Here is a 20,678-nt window from a genome sequence, read left to right as displayed (position 1 = left end):
CGTCGGTTGCGAACCCGGGGGCGGATGGGGGTGTCTCATGTCACTTCGGCCGGTATCCGCCCACACCGGTACGCCACGGGGAGGGTGCGGCGGGTTACGGAAGCAGCTCGCTCGGCTGGAGCACGGCGAAGAGCGCGCCCTGGTCGTCGTGGAGGACCGCCATCCGCCCGTACGGGATGTCGAAGGGCGGCGCGGAGATCCGGCCACCGAGCTGTACGGCGAGTTCGGCGGCGGCCTCGCAGTCGGCGACGGCGAAGTAGGTGAGGAAGTAGCTCGGCATCTCGGCGGGGAACGCGTCCGTGATGACGCTGCGGCCGCCCACGGCGGAGTCGGGGCCCGGTTCGCTGTCCTCGGGCGACCACATGCGGAAGTCGACCAGCGCCTCGGCGTCGCCGGAGACGTCGTCGCCCGCCTCGTCCAGGTCGGTGCCCCGGAAGCCGAAGACCTTCTCGTAGAAGGGATCCACCCTCTCCGGCTGCCGGGTGTGGACCTCGGTCCAGCAGAAGGAGCCGGGGTCGTTCTGCTTCTCGAAGCCCTCGCGCTCGCCGGGCTGCCAGAGGCCGAAGACCGCGCCCCCGGGGTCGGCCGCCTGCGCCACGACCCCGGCCCGCCCGGCCCGTACCGGGTCGGTGATGATCTGGCCGCCGTGCTCGCGGATCGCGGCGACGGTGGCCCGGATGTCGTCGGTGGCGAAGTAGACGCCCCACGCGGTCGGCATCCGCCCGTCCTTCTTGGCGGCAAGCCCCGCGACGAGCCTGCCCCCGCTCAGGGCGTCCGCGAAGGGCATGCCGTCGCCCGCGCGGAAGGTCCAGCCGAAGAGCCCGCCGTAGAAGCGCTTGCCCGCTTCGAGGTCGGAGAGCTGCACGTCCGCCCAGCACGGCGCCGAGTGCGCGAATGCGGCCATGGGGCCCGGTCCTTCCGTCGCGGTTCCGTCTCAGTGACGCCCGTCACAGTCAACGTAACGTCGCACCCGGCCGCGCGCGCCCCGACGCACGCCGAACGCCTGCCGCGACGCACACCGAACGCCCCCTCCAGGGAACATTCGCCCGGATGGTGAAGGCGTGGGCACCGCTTGGACGAAAGTTGTCCACCGAAGTTATCCACAGACTGTTGATAACATCATCGTCCGGGTGGATTCCCGAGCGCCGACCACCCCGCGGGTGGCTGGAATCGCTCGCCGCTTCGGTCGGCGTGCTCCGTGAGCACCTCGAAGGCAATGGCCGGAAACATTCGGCGCTTGCGCCCTCACACCCCTCCGGTCCTGCGGCATTCCCCATTTGCAGTCGGCCGAATCGCGCTCCCATCGCCCCTCGGTAAGCTGACGGCATGACAGGACAAGTACGTACCGTCGACGGCCGCGTGGCCGGGCGACGCGGTCAGGCGACGCGGCAGAAGCTGCTCGACTGCCTCAGCGAGATGCTCAGCTCCTCGCCGTACCGGGACGTCAAAGTCATCGACGTCGCCCGGAAGGCCGGGACTTCACCCGCGACTTTCTACCAGTACTTCCCCGACGTGGAGGGCGCCGTCCTCGAAATCGCCGAGGAAGTCGCCAAGGAGGGGGCCCAACTGACCGAACTGGTCGCCGGACGCCCCTGGATCGGCAAGGCCGGCTGGCACACGGCCGAGGAACTCGTCGAAGGCTTCCTCGACTTCTGGCGGCGCAACGACGCGATCCTCCGCGTGATCGACCTCGGGGCCGCCGAGGGGGACAAACGGTTCTACAAGATCCGTATGAAGATCCTCAACTCGGTCACCAACTCCCTCACCGATTCGGTGAAGGAGCTCCAGGCCAAGGGCAAGGTCGACAAGGACGTCAGCCCCGCGGCGATGGCGGGCTCCCTGGTCGCGATGCTGGCCGCGGTCGCCTCGCACCAGAAGGGCTTCACCACCTGGGGTGTGAAGCAGGCCGAACTGCGCCCGAACCTGGCGCTGTTGGTCCACCTCGGCATCACCGGCAAGAAGCCCACGAAGTAGCCCGCCGGCACGCCCCGCCCGCACGCCCCTCCCACACCCCGACCCGCACGCCCCACCCGTACGTCCCAGCCACACGCCCCACCGGCACGTCCTGTCTCACCGGCGGCGGACCACCACGCACCCCTGCCCAGTGGTCCGCCGCCGGTGTTCCTGGACCGCTTCGGGACCCCGGGACGCCGGGGGACTTCCCGTACGGATCCAGGGCGCGGCGACTACCGCCGCTCCAGCCGGAACAGCCGGATCTGCCGCTCCACCCGCGCCTGGTACGCCGCGTACGGCGGCCAGAACCTCAGCGCCGCCCGCCACACCTCCTCCCGCTCCGCACCCTCCAGCAGTCGCGCCCGCACCCGGATGTCCCGGCCCCGCCAGCTGATGACGGCCTCCTCCGGGCGGGCCAGCAGGTTCGCGGTCCACGCCGGATGCCCCGTACGGCCGAAGTTGCTGCCGACGAGGATCCAGGTGCTCTCCGACTCCCCCTCCGGCATGCAGGCCAGCGGGGTCACCCTCGGCCGCCCGCTGCGCGCCCCCGGCACCCGCAGGACGAGCCCCGGCAGCATCCGGGCGCTGGGCAGCACCTTGCCCCGGGTGAGCCGGTGCACGGTCCGGTCCAGGAGGGGGACCACATGCGGGGCGATCCGCGCGAAGGCACGGGTCGAGGAGACCTTCTGGATCAGCCGGGCCCCACGGGATCCGGCCCGGGCGCGGTCGCCGCGGTCGCCGCCGCCGGCCATCAGACGGCCGCCCCGTCCGCGACACCGGTCCCGTACGCCGGCACGCCTGCGAACAGCCCGGCGAGCCCCGCCGCGTGGTCGCGCAGCCGGTGGACGGGCCCGAAGAGCAGCTCGTCCGCCGCCGCCCGCTTCACGTAGAGGTGCGCCTCGTGCTCCCAGGTGAAGCCGATGCCGCCGTGCAGCTGTACGGCCTCGCCGGCGACGATCCGGGCCGCCTCCAGCGCCTGGGCCAGGGCGAGCGGGCCCGCCGCCGGGTCCCAGGCGGCGTAGTACGCGGCGGACCGGGCCGCCTCCACCCGTACGTACAGGTCGGCGAGGCGGTGTTTGACGGCCTGGAACGACCCGATGGCCCGGCCGAACTGCTCGCGCTCCTTCACGTACGCCACGGTCCTTTCCAGCGCGCCCGCCGCCGCCCCGACCGCCTCGGCGGCCAGTACGGCGGCGGCGGTGCGCCCGGTGGCGGCGAGCGCGCCGCACACATCGGCGGCCTCATCGGGGCCGAGGAGTTCGGCCGCGGTGTCGCGCAGCTCCACGCGGGCGAGGGTCCGGGTCTCGTCCATCGAGGTCAGCCGGGTGCGCGCCAGCCCTTCGGCGTCGGCGGACACCAGGAAGAGGAGCGTGCGGCTGCGCGGGTAGCCGCCGGTGTGGGCGGCGACCAGGAGGAGCCCGGCGCTGTGCCCGTCGAGCACCCGGTCGGCCTCCCCGTACAGCCGCCACCCGCCTCGGGCGGCGTCCCGGCGGGCCTGGACGCCCCCGGCCCGGCCCCCGCCCGCCCAGGCGACGGCCCGGTTGTCGGCGGTGAGGCCGAGGGCGGCGGCCATCGACCCTCCGGGTACGGCGAGGGCGGCGGTCAGGGCGCCGTCCGCGATCCGGGGCAGCAGCTCGGCGCGCTGGGCCGGGGCGCCCAGGGCGGTGATCAGGGGGGCGGCGAGCACGGCGGTGGCGAGCAGCGGGGAGGGCAGCAGGGCGCGGCCGCTCTCCTCGCAGGCGAGGGCCAGCTCGGTGGGGGTGCAGCCGGCCCCGCCGTACTCCTCCGCCAGCGCGAGGCCCGGCAGCCCGAGCTCCCGGGCGAGCCGGCGCCACAGGGCCGGGTCGTACCCCTCGGCGGTCCGTACGGCGGCGCGGACCTCGCCGGGTCCGCTGTGCCGGGCGAGCAGTTCGCGCAGGGTGCGGCGGATCTCGTCCTGTTCCGCGGTGAAGGCGGCGTCCATCGTCAGGCTCCTTCCCCTCAGGAACCGGAGCGGCTCCCTAGCTGACGGGCCGTCATATTAGGCGTGGAGTACGCCGATTCCCAGAGTCCCGCACCCACCCGGGAACGCGGAAGCCGCGCGCACGCACGGTTGCGCGCTCCCTTATCTGATGTACCGTCAGATTCATGCCCGCCTCCCGCCGCCCCCGCAAGGTCGCTGTCGTCGGCGTCTCCCTCGCGGACTGCGGGCGGGTCGACGACGCGACGCCGTACGCCCTCCACGCCCAGGCGGCCCGGCGGGCGCTCGCGGACTGCGGCCTGGACCGCTCGCTGGTCGACGGCTTCGCCTCCGCCGGGCTCGGGACCCTGGCCCCGGTGGAGGTCGCGGAGTATCTGGGGCTGCGGCCCACCTGGGTCGACTCCACGGCGGTGGGCGGCGCGACCTGGGAGGTGATGGCCGCCCACGCGGCGGACGCCATCGCGGCGGGCCGCGCCCGGGCCGTGCTCCTGGTGTACGGGTCGACGGCCCGCGCCGACGTCAAGGCGGGCCGCCGGACGTCGAACCTGTCGTTCGGGGCGCGGGGGCCCTCGCAGTTCGAGGCGCCGTACGGGCACACGCTGATCGCCAAGTACGCGATGGCCGCGCGCCGCCACATGCACGAGTACGGCACGACCCTGGAGCAGCTCGCCGAGGTGGCGGTGACGGCCCGGGCGAACGCGGCGGCGAACCCGGAGGCGATGTTCCGCACCCCGATCACGGTCGACGAGGTCCTCTCCGGCCCGATGATCGCGGACCCGTTCACCAAGCTGCACTGCTGCGTCCGGAGCGACGGGGGATGCGCGGTGCTGCTGGCCGCCGAGGAGTGCGTACCGGACACGGCGAAGGCCCCGGTGTGGATCCTGGGGACCGGCGAGCACGTGTCGCACTCCGCGATGTCCGAGTGGGAGGACTTCACGGTCTCCCCCGCCGCCGTCTCGGGCCGCCTGGCCTTCGAACGCGCCGGGGTGCGCCCCGCCGACATCGACCTGGCGGAGATCTATGACGCGTTCACGTACATGACGCTGGTGACGCTGGAGGACCTGGGGTTCTGCGCGAAGGGGGAGGGCGGCGCGTTCGTGGAGAAGGGCCGCACGGGCCTGCGCGGCGAGCTCCCGGTGAACACGGACGGCGGCGGCCTGTCCGCCTGCCACCCCGGGATGCGCGGCCTGTTCCTGCTGGTCGAGGCGGTCCGGCAGTTGCGCGGGGAAGCCGGCGAGCGCCAGGTCCGCAAGGCGGGCGGCCGCCTCCCGGAGCTGGCGGTGGCGTCAGGGACGGGCGGCTGGTTCTGCTCGTCGGGGACGGTGGTGCTGGGGCGGGGGTGAGGGGGCCTCACGGGGCGTCGCCCACTCGGTCCTCCGTCCCGAAGAACTCGTCCGCCTCGCTGCGCGGCAGGGCTCCGTCCACCCGGGGCGGCCGCCCGTGCCGGGTCACCGGCTCCTCGGCGCTCAGCCGACCCCGGCGACCGAGGGGACGCAGCTCCGCGATCTCGACGCCGTGCCGGGTGATGGGGGAGGACTCGCCGGCCGCCACCGCGTCCATGACTTCGGCGGACCTGTCGGGCGACTCGTGCTCCGTCATGCTCTTCACGCACTCGACGTAGCCGCGCGGTACGCGGCTACGGGGAGCCCGGCCGGCCCGTACGGTCCAATGGCTGCCATGAGCATCCCCACCCCGCACCCCTTCCGCGACCTCCTGCACACCCAGCGCGTCTGGGACACCGAGCTGCCGTCCTTCGACCCGGCGACCGCCCCGCCCGCCCCCGTCCCCCTCTTCCACGGCTGGTTCGCCGCAGCCGTGGCCGCCGGGCAGCCGGAGCCGCACGCGATGACGCTGGCCACCGCGGACGCCGAGGGCTTCCCCGACGTACGCACGCTGATGCTGCACGACGCCGACGAGCGCGGCTTCCACTTCGCCACCCACGCCACCAGCGCCAAGGGCCACCAGCTCGCCGCCCGCCCGCACGCGGCCCTCGGCTTCTACTGGCCCGCGCAAGGACGCCAGGTGCGGGTCCGGGGGCCCGTCCTGCGCTGCACCCCGGCCGAGAGCAGCGCCGACCTGCACGCCCGCTCCACCGGGGCCCTGGCCGCCGCCCTGACCGGGTCGCAGAGCGAGGTCTTGGACTCCGTGGCCGCGCTGCACCGGGCGGCGGACGCGGCCTGGGAGCGGGCCGAGGCGGAACCGGACGCCGAGGCTCCGACCTGGACCCGGTACGTGGTCGAGCCGGCCGAGGTCGAGTTCTTCCAGGGCGACGCCCGGCGACGGCACATCCGGCTGCGCTACCGCCGTGCGGAGAGGGCGGAGGCGGGGGCGGGGGCCTGGACCCGGGAGCTGCTCTGGCCCTGAAGCGCTCGCACAGCACCTCAACCCGGTTTCAACGGGAAGGGGGCACTATGGGAGAAGAGCCGACCGCTGGGAGGCACCGATGCCACGAGCCCGTTCCCGTTACGCCCCCGACCGGGGCCTGACCGGTCGCATGGTCACCACCATGTTCCTGATCGGGCTGCTGTACGTCGTCTTCGTGGGCGTGCTCCTCGCGGCCCTGCGCGGCTCCTGGCCGATCATCCTGATCATCACGGGCGGCCTGTTCATCACCCAGTTCTGGTTCAGCGACCGCATCGCGGCGTACGGCATGGGAGCCCGGGAGGTCACCCCCGAGCAGGCCCCCGAGCTGCACGGCGCCATCGACCGGATCTGCGCGCTGGCGGACATGCCGAAGCCGAAGGTGGCCATCGCCGAGAGCGACGTACCGAACGCGTTCGCCACCGGCCGGAGCCAGAAGACGGCCCTGGTCTGCGCGACGACGGGCCTGCTGCGCCGGCTGGAACCGGAGGAGCTGGAGGGCGTCCTCGCGCACGAGATGTCGCACGTCGCGCACAAGGACGTCGCCGTCATGACGATCGCCTCGTTCCTCGGCGTGCTGGCGGGCATCATCACCCGGATCGCCCTGTGGGGCGGTTTCGCCCGCAGCCGGCCGGGCAACGACCCGGCGGGCATCCTGCTCCTGCTGATCCCGCTGATCAGCGCCGTCGTGTACGCGATCAGCTTCCTGCTGACCCGGCTGCTCTCCCGCTACCGCGAGCTCTCCGCCGACCGCGCCGCCGCCCTGCTCACCGGCAGGCCCTCCGCCCTCGCCTCGGCCCTGACGAAGGTCAGCGGGCAGATGGCCCGCATCCCGACCGAGGACCTGCGCAAGGCGGAGCCGTACAACGCGTTCTACTTCATGCCTGCGTTCTCCTCCAAGGAGAGCCTGGGCCGGCTGTTCTCCTCGCACCCGACGCTGGAACAGCGCCTGGACCAGCTGTCCCGCATCTCCACCGATCTGTCCCGCTGAGTGTTCTCAGGCGTTCTAAGGAGTTACGTACGTGGGCCTGCTCGACGTCATCCTCGGCCGCAGCAAACCGGTCCGCCCCGACCTCGACCAGCTCTTCGCCGTCCCCTCGGCAGCCCTCACCCTCCAGGCCGCCACCGGCCTGACCCCGACCGGCCTGGGGTCGGTGTGCTTCGCGGGGGTGGAGGGCGGCGGCTTCGCCCGCCTCCAGGAGGACGTACGGGAGCTGCTGGACGCGGACACCGGGCGCGGGGGCGTCCCGGTGGAGTTCAGCCGGGACGCGTACGGCTACACCTGGCTCCTGGCCAGCCACCCGGCCGACGACACGGCCTCCCTGGTCAACGACCTGCACGCGGTGAACACCCTGCTCCAGGACGGCGGCTTCGGCCCGCATCTGCTCTGCTCGCTGATCGGCTTCCGGTCCGGTGAGGGCCCCGAGACCCGGTCGCTGGCGCTCGTGTACCTCTACAAGCGCGGCACGTTCTACCCCTTCGCCCCGCTCCCCGGCGACGCGGAGAAGCGGGACAACCAACTGGAGCTCCAGGTGCGGGGCGCGCTCGGCGACGACCTCCGGGTGGAGAAGGACCTGTCGCGGTGGTTCCCGGTCTGGGGCGCGCCCGGGCTGTGAGCCCCGGCGTGGCTCAAAACGGCAGGGCGGTCCCGGCGCCCGTCTATCTTCGGCAACGTCGGCCCACGTCAGGGGCGGCGCGGAGCCGAGGAGAGAGACGTTGGAACCGATATCCCCCCAGGTCCACCCGCAGCAGCGGGCGGGCGCCATGGTCGGCCTCTTCTGGATCGGGGCGGAGGCGGTGCACCTGGGCATGCCGCCCCTCGCACCGGCCCCGGGGGTGATCATCACTCCGGAGGGCCTGCGCATCACCGGGCCCGCCCCTCTGCGGTGGACGTGGTCCGACCTCTCGGACGTGCGCGTGAGCGAAGCGCCCGTGCGCTCGACCGCCACCCGGTGGGCGTCCCGGGCGGCGGCCTTCGCGGCAGCGGCCCTGAACGTCTGGACTCCCGGCAGCCCGACGGAGATGACCGTGGTGGTCGCGGCCGGGAGCGACGAGATCAGGACACCGGTCTTCTCGGCGGCCTCGTCCGCGTACACGCGTCGGGAGGTCGACCTGTCGCACGCGCTGCTCACCCGCTTCGTCCAGGGCTCTTCCTCGCCCGCCGTCCTGTCCGATTGGCTGGAGGAGGCGCAGCCCACGGAGGTGCTGGGCTCGCGGAAGCGGGAGATCCTGCTGGACGCCTGGCTGTCCGCGGGCTGAGGTCCTGGGGCCTCGGGCCCCGGGCTCGCGCTGGAGAACGCGCGGGCGGCAGGGGGCTCACCCCCGAGGCCGGAAGACCGGTAGAGCCTCCTCGCCCTCCCCGTCCTCCTCGCCCTCCCCGACTTTGAACGTGACCGTCAGCCGCATCCCGACGCGCAGGTCGGCGTGCGCGCACTCCACGACCTCCGTCATCATCCGGGGCCCCTCGGCCAGGTCGACGACGGCGGCGACGTACGGGACGCGCCCGCCGAAGGGCGGCAGGTCGTTGCGGTGGACGACGGACCAGGTGTAGAGGGTCGCGTGCCCGCTCGCGCGCTCCCACCCGACGTCCTCGCTCCAGCAGTACGGGCAGAACTCGCGCGGGTAGTGATGCGCCCGGCCGCACCCGGCGCACCGCCGGATCAGCAGCCGCCCCTCCCCGGCCGCGTCCCAGTACGGGCGGGTGAAGGCGTCCGGCTCGGGACGGTCGAAGCGCGGGGCCGCCCCCGGGCCCGCGTTCACAGGAACAGCCCGAACGCCGCGTCCAGCGACCACGTCTGCCAGGCCATCGCGAACAGGGCCACCAGCGAGATCAGGGCCATCATCGCGTTCTGCCCCTGCTCGGCCCAGTCGTGGACCATCAGGGTGAGGTAGAGGAGGTTGAGGAGGAGGCCGGCGAGCAGGGCAATAGGGGTGAGGAAGCCCGTCACCAGTCCGAGCCCCAGGGCCAGTTCGGCGTAGACGATGACGTACGCCATCAGCTTCGGGCGCGGTTCGACGATCCGCCGGAAGCCGGTGCGGACCACGCCCCAGCGGTGCTTGCTCGCCACGTCGGCCGCCCAGGCGATGCCCGTGCCGCGCTCGAACCAGCCCTTCCTGTCCTTGTGCCGCCAGCTCTCCAGCCACCACAGGCCAAGACCTATACGCAGGACGGCGAGCCATTCCGCACCGCTGAGCCAGATCGTCCGCATCGGGCAGCCTCCGGTCACCTCGCATCTGACGGTACGTCAGTTCACCGGATGCGGACCGCCCCGCGCAAGGGGCGTGCACGGGGCCCGCAAGGGCGTGCGGGGCCCAGCGCCCTTATGAGCGGCCCCAGTCTCCGCCGCCTGCTTCGGTCCGGTCACTCGCCGCTGTCCACCGCGGCCGCCGAATCCATGCCCATCCGGGCGAAGGCGGCGCGGAAGGCTGTGACGTTCTTCCTGGTCATCGTGTAGGCGATGGCCTTCTGCCAGCTGGGGTGATCGGGGTCGTAGCGGGGCGTGATGGGCGCCTCGGTGCCGGAAGGCCACCACTTGCGGCGCACGCCGCGCGGCACCGCACGGGACAGGGCGATGGTCGGGCCGCGCAGTTCGCCGTGGAAGGCCCCGCGCAGCTCCTCGGCGGGCTTGTCGCCGTCCGCGTCCACGACGAGCTGGGCGAAGCGCAGGGCATTGGCCGGCAGGGAGGAGAGATACTGCTGCGCGCGTTCGGGGGTCCAACCGGTGTGGATGGCGGTGACGGTCAACTCCCCGCCCTGCTGCGCGGCGAGGGCGAGCACCTTCTCGGCGAATGCCTCGGTGACGCCCTCAATGGTGATCTTCATGAACCTCTCCGGATGCGATCTCGTCCGTACGGGCCCCCGGGTGGTGGTGGGGAGCAGACGCCCGGCTCCGCTCCCCACGGGATGGCTACTTGCCGCGTCCCCTACGCTGCTCGGGCCCCTCGGGGCCGGGCGGCGGTGCGGTCCGGCCCGTCTGCGCCGGGCCCTTCCCGGGAACCGGCGGGCGTTTGGGGGTGGTGGTGCTGCGCGAGCGGGCGGCCGCGCTCGTCATACGGGGGGTGCCGGGACTCATCCTTGCCAGAAGCGGGGCGGCCAGTTGGTCGATGCGGTCGAGCTGAGGGCCGAAGTCCGCAGGGAGGCCCTCACGCAGCTTGCGTTGGACCGCGAGGAAGTCCTGGGACTCCTCCGGCGTCCAGGGCCGGTTGCGCTCCCGCTCCACGCTCCGGCGCAGCGCCAGCGGATCGCGGGAGAGCTCGGCGGCGTCGGCCGCGAACCGGGGCGTGAACTCACCGCGGCGGTAGACGGCGGCGAAGTCCGAGAGCCTCTCGCGCACGATGACCTCGCACGAGTCGGCGATGCCGGTGTATGAGGCCAGCGCCTTCTCCGGGACGGTCAGGCGGCCTTGCCCTCGGTCGAGCACCTGCTCGTGGTAGCGGTTGAGGACGCCCTGCTCGCTCAGTGCCTGGGAGACAGCCAGGACGAAGGTGTCGATGCGGATGCCCACGTCCCGGTAGCTGCGCATGGTCTCGGCCAGGAACTGCGGGTCCATGGCGATCTCCTGGACCAGGGCGTTGAGCTTCTGGCCGCCGGAGAGCGGGTCTTCGCCGCGCACGAACTGCTGTGCCTGCTTCATCCAGGCCCGTCCGTCGGGTCCGGTGTAGAGCGCCATGAGCCGGTCGTCCTCGGCCATGAGGCGGGCGTAGAGCGGGTGGTAGGGCTTGTAGAGGTCACTGTCGACGTCCACGAACCCGCCCCGGGTGTTCAGCTGCTCAGCGATGAGCTGGGCCACGCGCGTCTTGCCCGCCCCCGGCTGGCCGAGCAGGAAGACGGCGGTGGCCGGGTCCTGGGGGATGGGGCCGGTCAAATGGTCTCGCACGATGTCGGAGACGAAGATGCGTCGGTTCTCCTCCACCGGCAGCTGATAGCGGGTGGCGTCCCCCTCGCTCATCAGCCGGTCTGCGTCAGCTCGCGCAGCCGGGCGGCGTAGGCGGCCCGCACGCGGGCGACGTTCTCGGTGTCCTCGGCCCGCAGCGCCTTGCGCTCCTCCTGGCACGCGGTGCGCAGCCGCCGGTACTCGGCGATCTCGTCCTGCGAGGCCGGGAGGTTCCCGGCCTCGGCGATCAGGGCGCTGTAGGCGCCGACCACGGCGCCGATCGCCTCGATCGCCGCCTCGTAGGCGACGGACTGCTCCGAGTCCCAGGTGTACGGACGAAGACTGCCGATCACAGGGTCGGTCATCTTGTTCCCTCCGGCGACTTCTTGCCTGATTCTTCTCGCTCTCCATAGCAAGTGTGCCGGAGTGGATCCTTGACCGTATAGATCCCGCAGAATCCGGCCAGAATTCTCTACACAGCCGGGGGATCCGATGGGCCGGTGCGTCCCACCTCGGACACGGGGCCGTATCCGATGAGCCGGATGGGCATCGCGCACGCTCTTCGAGGTCGAGTCCGCCGATCTCCACCCGGAGCCGTTCCTCAGACGCATGGGAATTCTGGACCGGGCGAACACCAACCAGGACTTTGGACAGAGGCACTTACCGGCGACGCTGCCTGCGGCCCAGCAGCCACGCCAGGTACACCCCGCCGAGCGCGCCCGTCACCACGCCCACGGGGAGCGGGCCCGCCGTGGGCAGGGTGACGGCCACCAGGTCGGAGGCGGAGAGCAGCAGGGCACCCATGGCGGCGGCGGGCAGCAGCCCCGTTCCCGTACCTCGGCTGAGGCGGCGGGCCAGTTGGGGCGCGCACAGCGCCACGAACACGATCGGTCCGGCCACCGACACCGCCACCGCGCTCAGCCCGACCGCGATCAGGAGGACGAGGACGCGGGTGCGGCCGGCCGCGACGCCGAGGCCCCCGGCCGCCTCGTCGCCCATCTCCAGCAGGTCCAGGCGGCGGACCGTGGGCAGGGCGGCCAGCAGCAGGGCCGCCAGGGCGAGGGCGGCGGGGAGGATCTGGTGGCGTTCGGTGGAGCCGAGGCTGCCGATCAGCCAGAGCTGGGCCGACTGGGCGTGGTCGAGGGCGGCCCGGGTGAGCAGGTACGCGTTGACCGAGGCCAGCAGCGAGCCCACCGCGATCCCGGCGAGGATCAGCCGGTTGCCCCGGAACGAGCCGCGCCGGGCCAGGAGTTGGACGATCACCGCCGTGGCCAGGCCGCCACCCGCCGCTCCGGCCGCCACATATGCCGGGTCGCCGTGCAGCAGGACCAGCAACGCACCTGTCGCCGCACCGGAGTTGAAGCCCACGATGTCGGGGCTGCCGAGCGGGTTGCGGGAGAGCTGTTGGAACAGCGCCCCGGCCGCGCCGAGCGCCGCGCCGACGACGAGCCCGAGGGCCACCCGGGGCAGCCGTAGCTCCAGGACCACGAACGCGGCCTGCTCCGAGCCCGCGCCGAACAGCGCGCCCAGCACCTCGGCGGGCGGTACGAGACCGTCCCGGGTCAGCGCGAGCGCCCCGCTGCCCGCCGCGAGGAGGGCCAGGAGAAGCGTTACGGCGAGGGGGCGGGGGCGTACGCGGAAGGAGAGGCGGCCGGGGGTGAGGCGGAGGGTGCGGGGGCCGGGGGCGAGGCGGAGGGTGCGGTGGCCGGGGTGCTTGGCCACCGGCGTACGGGCCACGGGCTTGCTCGCAGCGCTCGTGCCGTCGCCGCCCTCGGGGAGCCTGCTCACCGTGCTCATGCCGTCGCCGCCGCCTTCCGGGAGCTTGTCCGCAGCGCCCATGCCGTCGCCGCCTTCCGGGAGCCTGCTCACCGTGCTCATGCCGTCGCCGCCGCCTTCCGGGAGGCGGTGCGGCGGTTCCTGCGGGTGCGGCCGATGAGCCAGATCAGTACGGGCGCGCCCACGAACGCCGTGACGATGCCCACCTGGATCTCGGCGGGGCGCGCGACCACCCGGCCCACGATGTCCGCGACGAGCAGCAGGCCCGCGCCGATGAGGATCGCGTACGGCATCAGGCGGCGGTGGTCGGGGCCGGTGAGCAGGCGGGCCACGTGCGGGGCGACCAGGCCGATGAAGCCGACCGGGCCGATGGCGGCGGTGGCGGCTCCGCTCAGCAGCACCGTGGCGAGCGTTCCGAGCAGGCGTACGCGCCCGGGGGCGACGCCCAGCGCCCGGCCCGCCTCGTCGCCGAGGGCGAACGCGTTGAGGGCGGGCGCGACGGTGAGCGCCAGCACCGCACCGACCAGGAGGAACGGCAACACGTTGAAGAGGACGGGGAGTTCGCGTCCGGACAAGGTGCCGACCGACCAGATGCGCAGGGTCCCGTACGCGTCCGCGTCCAGCACCCCGAGCCCGCTGACCACCGCGCCCAGCACGGCGGTGACGGCCACCCCCGCCAGCACGAGCCCTTCGGGGGTGCCGCGCCCCGCGCCCCGGCCGCCCAGCAGGTACACGACCACCACCGCGACGGCCGCCCCGAGCAGCGCCCACCAGACGACGGCCTGGAGCGAGCGCGTACCGAGCAGCACGGTCGCGGCGACCACCGCGCACGCGGCCCCGGTGTTGACGCCGAGGATGCCGGGGTCGGCCAGGGGGTTGCGGCTCATCCCCTGCATCACCGCCCCCGCGAGGCCGAGGGCCGCCCCGGCGGTGACGGCGAGGAGCGTGCGCGGCACCCGGACCTCGCGCACCAGGGAGGCGTGCGGGGCGTCGGGGTCGAACAGCGCGGCCAGCACCTCGGCCGGGGGCACCGGCTGCGCGCCCACGGCGAGGCCGCCGGCCACGGCGAGGGCCAGGAGGACCAGCCCCGCCGTGAACCCGGCGGCGTACCGCGCGGAGGCGCCGCGCGTCGTGTCGCTGCGGCTCACCGTCAGCCGAAAGCCTTCTCGATCTTGTCGATCAGGTTGCCCGCGCTGTAGTAGTCCAGCCGGAAGGTGTCCAGGCCGAGGTCGTACACCCGCTTGTCCTTGACGGCGGGCAGGTCCTTCCAGACCGGGCGCGCGGTGGCGGCGGTGATCTCCTCGGGGGTGTGGCTGACGAAGAGGAGCGAGCTGTCCTTCGCGGTGTCCGCGACCTTCTCCTGGCTGAACTCCGCGAAGTCCGAACGCCCGCCCTGCGTCTGGCCCTTGCCGGCCGGCGGCTCCAGGACGGTGAAGCCGAGCGAGGTCAGCAGCCGGCCCTGGGCGGACTCGGGCGTGAAGACGGTCATCGCGGACTGGTTGTCGCGGACCAGGGCGGCGGACTGCTTCGGCGCGGTGATGGCGGCCTTGACCTCGCCGACCCGCTTGTCGTGGGCGGCGACGACCTCGGTGGCGCGCTTCTCCAGGCCGAGGTCCTTGCCGAGACGGGCGGTCAGGTCCTGCCAGGAGACGTCGTCGTGGCGGTAGAGGAGGGTCGGGGCGACGACGGAGAGCTTGTCGTAGAACTTCTCGGCGTTCTCCGCGCCGGAGGAAGCGCCCACGATCAGGTCGGGCTTCAGCGCGAGGACCTTCTCCACGTCGGGCTCGAAGCCCTGGTAGGCGACCTTGACGCTGTTCTCGGCCGCCGCGTCGGACCACTGGGTGAAGAAGCCCTGCTTGTCGGTGATGACCGAGGGCGGGGTGGCCTGGGAGGCGATGACCGGGGCGTCGAGGGCCAGGAGGTGGCCCGTCATGGTGACGCTGACGGAGACGATCCGCTTCGGCTTGGCGGGCACCTTCTCGGCGGTCCCGGCGTCGTGCTTCACGGAGCGGGTGGCGGCAGCCGTCTTGTCGCCGCCCTTGTCGCCCTTGTCGCTCGCGTCACTCCCGCCGCCACCGCCGCACGCGGTGAGCGCGAGGAGTCCGGCGGCGAGGACCGCCACACCCCTGAACCGGGCCCGCAGGCTCACGGATTCGCCGCGACCGGTCGCCGTGCCGGCCGCCGAAGCCGACTGTCTGCCGTTCATGTGCGTCCCACCCCTTCGGCCCCCGAGTGGGCGCGGCACTGCACCGCGCGGCTGCCCCCGATGGCCATTACGCAACTCGCATCTCACCTGTCGCCGCGCTTGCACGTCACGTACCGCCGCAGCGAAGCAAGGTTAGCCTCACCTTAGATGCGAGGAGCGGCGCGAATGACACGCAACCACCGCATCACGCCCGCCGTGATCAATTCGCAATCGATTCCCCCCTTGACCGAGACCCATCAACAGAGCGGGCGATTACGCTCCGAACCATGCCCAACAGCCCGTCCCCCAACGGCAGTACCCCTGACGCCGTCGCCCTCACCGACCGTACGGACGACCGGCCCGTCTACGTCATCGGCGGCGGCCCCGGAGGGCTCGCCGCCGCCGCGGCCCTCCGCGCCCGGGGCGTACGGGCGGTGGTCCTGGAGAAGTCGGGCTCGGTCGGCTCGTCCTGGCGCGGCCACTACGACCGGCTGCACCTGCACACCACGCGCCGTTGGTCGGCGCTGCCGGGGCTGAGGATTCCGCGCGCGTTCGGGCGGTGGGTGGGCCGGGACGACCTCGTCCGGTATCTGGAGGCGTACACCGAGCACCATGAGCTGGAAGTGGTGACGGGCGTCGAGGTGAACCGCGTCGACCGGGCCCCGGACGGTTCCGGCGACTGGCAGCTCACGGCCACCGGCGGCCGGATCCTGCGGGGCCGCGCGGTCGTCGTCGCCACCGGCTTCAACCACACCCCGCGCGTCCCCGACTGGCCGGGCCGCGACACGTTCACGGGCGAGCTGCTGCACGCGGCGGAGTACCGCGACCCGGCCCCGTACGCGGGCAAGGACGTCCTGGTGGTGGGCATCGGCAACACGGGGGCGGAGATCGCGGCGGACCTGGCGGAGGGCGGGGCCTCGCGGGTGCGGATCGCGGTGCGCACCGCCCCGCACATCGTGCGCCGGTCCACGGCGGGCTGGCCCGCGCAGGCGACCGGCATCCTGGTACGCCGTCTGCCGGTGTGGCTCGTCGACCGGGCGGGGGCCGTCATGGCCCGGATCGCCGTACCGGACCTGGCCGCGCACGGGTTGCCGCGTCCGGACACGGGCCTGTACTCGCGGGTCCGGCAGGGCGCGATCCCGGTGCAGGACGTGGGCCTGATCGACGCGGTGAAGACCGGCAGGGTGACCCCGGTGGCGGCCGTCGCCTCCTTCGACCAGGACGCGGTGGTCCTGGTCGACGGCACCCGCCTCACCCCGGACGCCGTCATCGCGGCCACCGGCTACGACCGCGCCCTGGAGCCGCTGCTCGGGCACCTGGACGTGCTGGACGCGCGGGGCCGTCCGGTCGTCCACGGCCGCCGCACCCCGCGACAGGCCCCGGGGCTCTACTTCACCGGCTTCACCAACCCGATCAGCGGGATGCTCCGCGAACTGGCCCGGGACGCCGGGAAGATCGCCAAGCGGGTGGCGCGGGTGCGCTGAGGGCGGGGCGCTCGCGTCGTCGGCGGTGGGCGGACGGGCGGGCGGGCTGGCGGGCTGGAGGGAGTTCAGCGTCGGCCGTGGTCGCGGTTGTGTCCGTACTCGCGGCCGTGGTCGGGACGGTGGTCGCAGCCGTGGTCGGGACGGTGGTCGCGGCCTTGTCCGTGCTCGCGGTCGCGGCCGTGCTCGTGGCCGTCCGTGCGGTCCAGGTAGCGCAGGACCGCGAGGACGCGCCGGTGTTCGTCCTCGCCGCGCTCCAGGCCCAGTTTGTCGAAGATGGCGGCGACGTGTTTCTCGACCGCCCGGGTCGTGATCGTCATACGTCGGGCGACGGCGGCGTTGGTCAGCCCCTCGGCCATGTGCTCCAGGGTCAGCCGCTCGCGGGGGCTGAGGGCGTCCAGTCCGCCGCGTGCGCCGAGCAGCCGGGCGACGACGGCCGGGTCGAGCGCGGTGCCGCCGGAGGCGACGCGTTCGAGGGCGTCCACGAACTCGTCGACGTCCAGCACGCGTTCCTTGAGCAGATAGCCGATGCCCGCGGGCCCCTGGGCGAGCAGGGCGTCGGTGTACCGCGTCTCGACGTACTGGGAGAAGAGCAGCACCCCGAGCCCGGGGTGGCGTCGGCGCAGCTCGACGGCGGCGCGCAGGCCCTCGTCACGGTGGGTGGGCGGCATCCGGACGTCGGTGATGACGACGTCGGGGCGGTGCTCGTCCACGGCCTCGACGAGAGCCGTCGCGTCGGCCACGGCGGCGACGACTTCGAGGCCGCGATCGTCGCGGTCGCCGAGGAGTTGGACGAGCCCCTCACGGACGATGGCGGCGTCCTCGGCGATCACGATGCGCATGGGGGAACCTCACGGGATCGGGCGGGGGCGGGTTCGGTTTCGGCGGCGGGGATGTGGGCTTCGGTCAGGGGCAGCCGGACCGTGGCGAGGGTGGGGCCGCCGGGCGGACTGACCAGGTCCAGTGTGCCGTCGACGGTGCTGACGCGTGCGGCGAGGCCGGCCAGACCGGTGCCGGATCCGGCGCGTACGGACGGGGTGAGCCGCGCGCCGCCCCGGCCGTCGTCCCGGACCGTCAGACCAGGGCGCCGCCCCGTACCTCGGCGCGGACCTCGGCGGAGGCGGCCGCGGCGTGCCGCGTGACGTTGGCGAGCAGTTCGGCGGCGCAGAAGTAGGCGATGGTCTCGACGCTCTCGGGCAGCCGGGCCGGGAGGTCGGCGTGGACGCGTACCGGGGTCCCGGACGCCTCCACGTCGCCCGCGAGCGATGCGAGGGCCGCGTCGAGGCCGGTGTCGAGGACCGGCGGGTGGATGCCCCGTACCAGGTCGCGCAACTCCTCTATGGCACTGCGGGAGTTGCCGAGGGCCTGGCCGACGAGGTCGCGCGCCCTATCGGCGTCGGCCTCGGTGCGGTGGGTGCGGGACAGCGCCGCGTGGGCCCGGGTGAGCGTCATGGCGACGGCGACCAGACGGGCCTGGGCCCCGTCGTGCAGATCGCGTTCGATACGGCGCAGCGTCGCCGCCGAGTCCCGCAGCGCCAGGGCCCTGGTCTCCTCCAGGGTGCTGACCCGTTCGGCCAGGGCGCTCGGCCCGAGCAGCGCGCGGCCCGCGAACCGGGTCAGGCCGTCGAGGCGACGCCCGAGCCAGCCCGACACGGCGAGCAGCAGGAGCCCGGCGACGGTGACGGCGAGAATCCCGGGCCAGGTGTCCAGCGGGGCGTCCGAGCCCGGGAGCACGAGCCCCCTGCGGCCGTCGCCCCGCTCCTCCAACTCCCGGTACCACAGCACGTAACAGACGCCGACGAGACCGTAGGAGCGCAGGGCGAGCTGCACGACGACCGACACGACGGCCAGGGGCGCGACCAGTACGGCGTGCGCGGCGGCGCGCCATCCGCCGGGGTCGGACGCGCCGCGCGGACCGCCGCGTGATCCGCCGAGCGAGCCGCGCCGCGAGCCGCCTCGCGAGCCGTCTCCCGGGTGCGGCGCGGGGATGTCCTCGCCGAGCAGCGTCCGGAGCAGGAACCGGTGTACGGCGGCCAGGCCCCGGGGGACGACGAGCATCGCGGAGACGCCGCGCAGCCCGATGAAGCTGGCGGAGAGGAGGAGGGCGACGGCCAGGAGCGGGACGACCAGGAGGCCCAGCACGGCCGGTACCAGGTCGAGTACGGCGTACGCCAGGGAGCGGCGGGCCTGGCGTGAGGCGGGGAGGCCGAAGGCGTCGAGGACACGGGCGATTCGGGGGGTGGGCGGGAGCGCGGGGGTGGGGGCGGGGGCGAGGGCCTCAGCGGGGTCGGGGGACGCGGCGGGTTCGGGGGGCCTGTCGGCCGTGTCGGGCCTATCAGTCCTGTCGGACCTGTCGGACCTGTCGGGCCTGTCGGCCCTTTCGGTCTCGGCGGGGGGCATCTGGGGACGGTTCCTTGTCGGGTAGGGCGTGGAGCGGCAGGGGTGAAGGCGGGTAGGCATGCGGGTTCGGGGGCGGTACGGGCCGGGGGCGGCCCGCCCCCGGGGCCCGGGTCGCCCCATCGCATCGCAGGCAACCAGCGTCCCGCTCAAGGGAGTTGTGGCCGCCCCTCCACCCTCCGCAGCGACAGAACCAGCGGAGCCGCCGACGCCCCGAGCACCACCACCACGACGCCCGACACCGTACCCGCCCAGGCGGTCGACGGCAGGGCGGACATGGAGCCCGCCACCGGACCGAGGGGCAGCATGACGGCGAACGTCATCAGCAGACCCGCGCCGAAGCCGGCCGCCTCCACGATGAGCCCCTCCAGGAGCACCATCCGCACCACCTGCCCCGCCCCCGCCCCGACCGCGCGGAGCAGCGCGATCTCACGGCGTCGTTCGGCCGTCAGCATGACCATGGTGTTGGCGACGACCAGGGCCGCGAAGACGGCGTAGAGCCCGGTGCCGAAGACGTCGATCCAGGCGATGCGGGGCTGCCCGGCGAGCGCGGCGAACTTGACCAGGGAGAACCCGACCAGGAGCGCCACCGGTGTGATCGCCGAGGACAGCCGGCGGGAGCGGGCCCGCCCGTTGGCCGCCGCCAGCTCGCCCACACCGCCCCCGAGGATCCGCAGGGGCAGTCGGAGCAGGAGGGACGCGACGCGGCCGATCACCGGCCCGGCGAGCCCGACGGCCACCAGGTAGCAGATCAGTATGAGCGGGATCTTTTCGCCGGCCTCGGCGGTGGGGCCCGCCAGCGAGGCGAGGGTGATCGCGATGCCGCCGGCCACCGCGACGGCGGCGAGCAGGAGCCGGACCACGGTCCCGCCGCCCCCGGGCGCCCGCGCCTCTCCCAGTACGGCGGCCGGACGGGACCGGGCGGCGCGCAGACCGGCGAGCAGGCCGCCGAGCTGGGAGGTCACCAGGAGCACCCCCGCGGAGGCGAGCAGCGGCACGACCCCCATGGACAGCCCCGCACCCGGCGGGGTCATGTCGTGGGCGGCCATCCCGTTCCACCACGCGTCCGCCAGGCCCCACCCGATGAGGCAGCCGACCGGGAGCGCGGGCAGCGCGGTCAGCAGGGCTTCGGCCGCGACCATCCGCCGCACCTGTCCGGGCGAGGCGCCGACCGCGCGCAACAGGGCCGTCTCCGGGGCGCGTTGGGCGACCGCCAGGGCCATCACCTGCGCGATGACGAAGATCGAGAGGTAGACGGTGACGAGCGTGAAGACGAGGCCCATCGCGGACAGCTCGGTGCGCCGCGCGGACGCCGGGGCCACCTCCGACGAGATGAGGACGCCCACGGAGGCGGTGACGACGGCCGCGCTGAGGGTGAGCGCCGCGAAGACGCCGCCGAAGACGGAGGGCCGGGCGGCGACGGAGGCGCGGGCGAGGCGGGTGGTCATGCGGTGACCCCTGCCTGGGTGACCACTGCCTGATGGACGGGGGCGAGGGCAGACGTACGGCTGGACGCATGGCCGGACGCGTCGGACGACGTACGACTGAACACGCGGGCCGATGCACGGCCGGACAGGTCGGCCGACGCACCGCCGGACGCGTCGGACGACGTACGACCGAACACGCGGGCCGACGCACGGCCGGACAGGTCGGCCGACGCACCGCCGGATGCGCCGGCCAACGCACGACCG

The 20,678-nt window shown here is 73.7% G+C and carries 21 protein-coding genes and 1 pseudogene; 7 read left to right on the top strand and 15 right to left on the bottom strand.

Features of this window, described 5'->3' with window-relative positions; genetic code table 11:
- Nucleotides 1-94 precede the first annotated feature (94 nt).
- Nucleotides 95-904: a VOC family protein gene (locus ACLJPL_RS07640; protein WP_411079922.1), complete on the bottom strand. Its 810-nt coding sequence runs from the start codon at nucleotides 902-904 to the stop codon at nucleotides 95-97.
- 422 nt (nucleotides 905-1,326) lie between these two features.
- Between ACLJPL_RS07640 and ACLJPL_RS07635 the strand changes: the two genes are divergently transcribed.
- Nucleotides 1,327-1,974 (top strand): TetR family transcriptional regulator, encoded by a 648-nt coding sequence (locus ACLJPL_RS07635; protein ID WP_411079921.1) that lies wholly within the window; start codon nucleotides 1,327-1,329, stop codon nucleotides 1,972-1,974.
- A 212-nt stretch (nucleotides 1,975-2,186) separates the two neighbouring features.
- Here ACLJPL_RS07635 and ACLJPL_RS07630 read toward each other — a convergent pair whose 3' ends face one another.
- Together ACLJPL_RS07630 and ACLJPL_RS07625 are read right to left on the bottom strand one after the other, a co-directional pair.
- The gene (locus ACLJPL_RS07630) at nucleotides 2,187-2,705 is read right to left on the bottom strand and encodes a nitroreductase family deazaflavin-dependent oxidoreductase (protein ID WP_411079920.1); all 519 of its coding nucleotides are present in this window, start codon (nucleotides 2,703-2,705) and stop codon (nucleotides 2,187-2,189) included.
- The gene (locus tag ACLJPL_RS07625; RefSeq protein WP_411079919.1) at nucleotides 2,705-3,916 is read right to left on the bottom strand and encodes an acyl-CoA dehydrogenase family protein; all 1,212 of its coding nucleotides are present in this window, start codon (nucleotides 3,914-3,916) and stop codon (nucleotides 2,705-2,707) included. The genes ACLJPL_RS07630 and ACLJPL_RS07625 overlap by 1 nt, the downstream gene beginning before the upstream one ends.
- 164 nt (nucleotides 3,917-4,080) lie before the next feature.
- Between ACLJPL_RS07625 and ACLJPL_RS07620 the strand changes: the two genes are divergently transcribed.
- Nucleotides 4,081-5,256 carry a thiolase C-terminal domain-containing protein gene (locus ACLJPL_RS07620; protein WP_411079918.1) on the top strand — a complete coding sequence of 392 codons (1,176 nt, stop codon included), beginning with the start codon at nucleotides 4,081-4,083 and terminating at the stop codon, nucleotides 5,254-5,256.
- Nucleotides 5,257-5,263: 7 nt separating this feature from the next.
- Here ACLJPL_RS07620 and ACLJPL_RS07615 read toward each other — a convergent pair whose 3' ends face one another.
- Nucleotides 5,264-5,512 carry a PhdYeFM domain-containing protein gene (locus ACLJPL_RS07615; protein ID WP_411079917.1) on the bottom strand — a complete coding sequence of 83 codons (249 nt, stop codon included), beginning with the start codon at nucleotides 5,510-5,512 and terminating at the stop codon, nucleotides 5,264-5,266.
- Nucleotides 5,513-5,581: 69 nt separating this feature from the next.
- Between ACLJPL_RS07615 and ACLJPL_RS07610 the strand changes: the two genes are divergently transcribed.
- The 4 genes from ACLJPL_RS07610 to ACLJPL_RS07595 all read left to right on the top strand — a co-directional run bounded on the left by ACLJPL_RS07610 (nucleotide 5,582) and on the right by ACLJPL_RS07595 (nucleotide 8,533).
- Nucleotides 5,582-6,277, top strand: a complete 696-nt coding sequence (locus ACLJPL_RS07610) for a pyridoxal 5'-phosphate synthase (RefSeq protein ID WP_411079916.1) — start codon at nucleotides 5,582-5,584, stop codon at nucleotides 6,275-6,277.
- A gap of 79 nt (nucleotides 6,278-6,356) precedes the next feature.
- Nucleotides 6,357-7,265, top strand: coding sequence for a zinc metalloprotease HtpX (htpX, locus tag ACLJPL_RS07605; protein WP_411079915.1), 909 nt, complete (start codon nucleotides 6,357-6,359; stop codon nucleotides 7,263-7,265).
- 31 nt (nucleotides 7,266-7,296) lie between these two features.
- A complete protein-coding gene (gene pspAB / locus ACLJPL_RS07600; RefSeq protein WP_411079914.1) occupies nucleotides 7,297-7,890 on the top strand; it encodes a PspA-associated protein PspAB in 594 nt (197 codons plus the stop codon).
- A 100-nt stretch (nucleotides 7,891-7,990) separates the two neighbouring features.
- Nucleotides 7,991-8,533, top strand: coding sequence for a hypothetical protein (locus ACLJPL_RS07595; protein WP_411079913.1), 543 nt, complete (start codon nucleotides 7,991-7,993; stop codon nucleotides 8,531-8,533).
- A gap of 57 nt (nucleotides 8,534-8,590) precedes the next feature.
- On the opposite strand, the gene ACLJPL_RS07590 is transcribed toward ACLJPL_RS07595, so the two are convergent.
- The 8 genes from ACLJPL_RS07590 to fepB form a co-directional block, all read right to left on the bottom strand.
- A complete protein-coding gene (locus ACLJPL_RS07590; RefSeq protein ID WP_411079912.1) occupies nucleotides 8,591-9,034 on the bottom strand; it encodes a Zn-ribbon domain-containing OB-fold protein in 444 nt (147 codons plus the stop codon).
- On the bottom strand, nucleotides 9,031-9,483 hold the full coding sequence (locus ACLJPL_RS07585) for a DoxX family protein (RefSeq protein ID WP_411079911.1): 453 nt from the start codon (nucleotides 9,481-9,483) through the stop codon (nucleotides 9,031-9,033). Before ACLJPL_RS07585 ends, ACLJPL_RS07590 begins: the two co-directional genes overlap by 4 nt.
- A 152-nt stretch (nucleotides 9,484-9,635) precedes the next feature.
- Nucleotides 9,636-10,097, bottom strand: coding sequence for a hypothetical protein (locus tag ACLJPL_RS07580; protein WP_411079910.1), 462 nt, complete (start codon nucleotides 10,095-10,097; stop codon nucleotides 9,636-9,638).
- Nucleotides 10,098-10,182: 85 nt separating this feature from the next.
- The gene (locus ACLJPL_RS07575) at nucleotides 10,183-11,223 is read right to left on the bottom strand and encodes a zeta toxin family protein (RefSeq protein WP_411079909.1); all 1,041 of its coding nucleotides are present in this window, start codon (nucleotides 11,221-11,223) and stop codon (nucleotides 10,183-10,185) included.
- Nucleotides 11,223-11,513, bottom strand: coding sequence for a hypothetical protein (locus tag ACLJPL_RS07570; protein ID WP_411079908.1), 291 nt, complete (start codon nucleotides 11,511-11,513; stop codon nucleotides 11,223-11,225). The genes ACLJPL_RS07575 and ACLJPL_RS07570 overlap by 1 nt, the downstream gene beginning before the upstream one ends.
- Before the next feature lie 295 nt (nucleotides 11,514-11,808).
- Nucleotides 11,809-13,026: a FecCD family ABC transporter permease gene (locus ACLJPL_RS07565; protein ID WP_411079907.1), complete on the bottom strand. Its 1,218-nt coding sequence runs from the start codon at nucleotides 13,024-13,026 to the stop codon at nucleotides 11,809-11,811.
- On the bottom strand, nucleotides 13,023-14,072 hold the full coding sequence (locus ACLJPL_RS07560) for a FecCD family ABC transporter permease (protein WP_411079906.1): 1,050 nt from the start codon (nucleotides 14,070-14,072) through the stop codon (nucleotides 13,023-13,025). The genes ACLJPL_RS07565 and ACLJPL_RS07560 overlap by 4 nt, the downstream gene beginning before the upstream one ends.
- 2 nt (nucleotides 14,073-14,074) lie before the next feature.
- The gene (gene fepB, locus ACLJPL_RS07555; RefSeq protein ID WP_411079905.1) at nucleotides 14,075-15,130 is read right to left on the bottom strand and encodes a Fe2+-enterobactin ABC transporter substrate-binding protein; all 1,056 of its coding nucleotides are present in this window, start codon (nucleotides 15,128-15,130) and stop codon (nucleotides 14,075-14,077) included.
- A 266-nt stretch (nucleotides 15,131-15,396) separates the two neighbouring features.
- On the opposite strand from fepB, the gene ACLJPL_RS07550 reads away from it, so the two are divergent.
- The gene (locus ACLJPL_RS07550; protein WP_411079904.1) at nucleotides 15,397-16,593 is read left to right on the top strand and encodes a flavin-containing monooxygenase; all 1,197 of its coding nucleotides are present in this window, start codon (nucleotides 15,397-15,399) and stop codon (nucleotides 16,591-16,593) included.
- A 200-nt stretch (nucleotides 16,594-16,793) separates the two neighbouring features.
- On the opposite strand, the pseudogene ACLJPL_RS07545 reads toward ACLJPL_RS07550, so the two are convergent.
- The 3 genes and pseudogenes from ACLJPL_RS07545 to ACLJPL_RS07535 all read right to left on the bottom strand — a co-directional run.
- Nucleotides 16,794-17,432, bottom strand: a pseudogene (locus ACLJPL_RS07545) (response regulator transcription factor); the annotation flags it as partial.
- Between the two features lie 232 nt (nucleotides 17,433-17,664).
- Nucleotides 17,665-18,990 carry a sensor histidine kinase gene (locus ACLJPL_RS07540; RefSeq protein ID WP_411079903.1) on the bottom strand — a complete coding sequence of 442 codons (1,326 nt, stop codon included), beginning with the start codon at nucleotides 18,988-18,990 and terminating at the stop codon, nucleotides 17,665-17,667.
- 146 nt (nucleotides 18,991-19,136) lie between these two features.
- Complete coding sequence (locus ACLJPL_RS07535; RefSeq protein WP_411079902.1) at nucleotides 19,137-20,435, bottom strand: FtsX-like permease family protein; 1,299 nt, start codon at nucleotides 20,433-20,435, stop codon at nucleotides 19,137-19,139.
- Nucleotides 20,436-20,678: the final 243 nt, after the last annotated feature.

The sequence above is a fragment of the Streptomyces sp. cmx-18-6 genome, assembly GCF_046548915.1.
Taxonomy (GTDB): domain Bacteria; phylum Actinomycetota; class Actinomycetes; order Streptomycetales; family Streptomycetaceae; genus Streptomyces.
This window is presented reverse-complemented; position numbering and strand designations above follow the sequence as displayed.

What these genes read in the sequence shown, in the direction of transcription:
- ACLJPL_RS07640 (WP_411079922.1), bottom strand. Translation starts at nt 904, where the DNA reads ATGGCCGCATTCGCGCACTCGGCGCCGTGCTGGGCGGACGTGCAGCTC.
- ACLJPL_RS07635 (WP_411079921.1), top strand. Translation starts at nt 1,327, where the DNA reads ATGACAGGACAAGTACGTACCGTCGACGGCCGCGTGGCCGGGCGACGC.
- ACLJPL_RS07630 (WP_411079920.1), bottom strand. Translation starts at nt 2,705, where the DNA reads ATGGCCGGCGGCGGCGACCGCGGCGACCGCGCCCGGGCCGGATCCCGT.
- ACLJPL_RS07625 (WP_411079919.1), bottom strand. Translation starts at nt 3,916, where the DNA reads ATGGACGCCGCCTTCACCGCGGAACAGGACGAGATCCGCCGCACCCTG.
- ACLJPL_RS07620 (WP_411079918.1), top strand. Translation starts at nt 4,081, where the DNA reads ATGCCCGCCTCCCGCCGCCCCCGCAAGGTCGCTGTCGTCGGCGTCTCC.
- ACLJPL_RS07615 (WP_411079917.1), bottom strand. Translation starts at nt 5,512, where the DNA reads ATGACGGAGCACGAGTCGCCCGACAGGTCCGCCGAAGTCATGGACGCG.
- ACLJPL_RS07610 (WP_411079916.1), top strand. Translation starts at nt 5,582, where the DNA reads ATGGCTGCCATGAGCATCCCCACCCCGCACCCCTTCCGCGACCTCCTG.
- htpX (WP_411079915.1), top strand. Translation starts at nt 6,357, where the DNA reads ATGCCACGAGCCCGTTCCCGTTACGCCCCCGACCGGGGCCTGACCGGT.
- ACLJPL_RS07585 (WP_411079911.1), bottom strand. Translation starts at nt 9,483, where the DNA reads ATGCGGACGATCTGGCTCAGCGGTGCGGAATGGCTCGCCGTCCTGCGT.
- ACLJPL_RS07580 (WP_411079910.1), bottom strand. Translation starts at nt 10,097, where the DNA reads ATGAAGATCACCATTGAGGGCGTCACCGAGGCATTCGCCGAGAAGGTG.
- ACLJPL_RS07575 (WP_411079909.1), bottom strand. Translation starts at nt 11,223, where the DNA reads ATGAGCGAGGGGGACGCCACCCGCTATCAGCTGCCGGTGGAGGAGAAC.
- ACLJPL_RS07570 (WP_411079908.1), bottom strand. Translation starts at nt 11,513, where the DNA reads ATGACCGACCCTGTGATCGGCAGTCTTCGTCCGTACACCTGGGACTCG.
- ACLJPL_RS07565 (WP_411079907.1), bottom strand. Translation starts at nt 13,026, where the DNA reads ATGAGCACGGTGAGCAGGCTCCCGGAAGGCGGCGACGGCATGGGCGCT.
- fepB (WP_411079905.1), bottom strand. Translation starts at nt 15,130, where the DNA reads ATGAACGGCAGACAGTCGGCTTCGGCGGCCGGCACGGCGACCGGTCGC.
- ACLJPL_RS07550 (WP_411079904.1), top strand. Translation starts at nt 15,397, where the DNA reads ATGCCCAACAGCCCGTCCCCCAACGGCAGTACCCCTGACGCCGTCGCC.
- ACLJPL_RS07540 (WP_411079903.1), bottom strand. Translation starts at nt 18,990, where the DNA reads ATGCCCCCCGCCGAGACCGAAAGGGCCGACAGGCCCGACAGGTCCGAC.
- ACLJPL_RS07535 (WP_411079902.1), bottom strand. Translation starts at nt 20,435, where the DNA reads ATGACCACCCGCCTCGCCCGCGCCTCCGTCGCCGCCCGGCCCTCCGTC.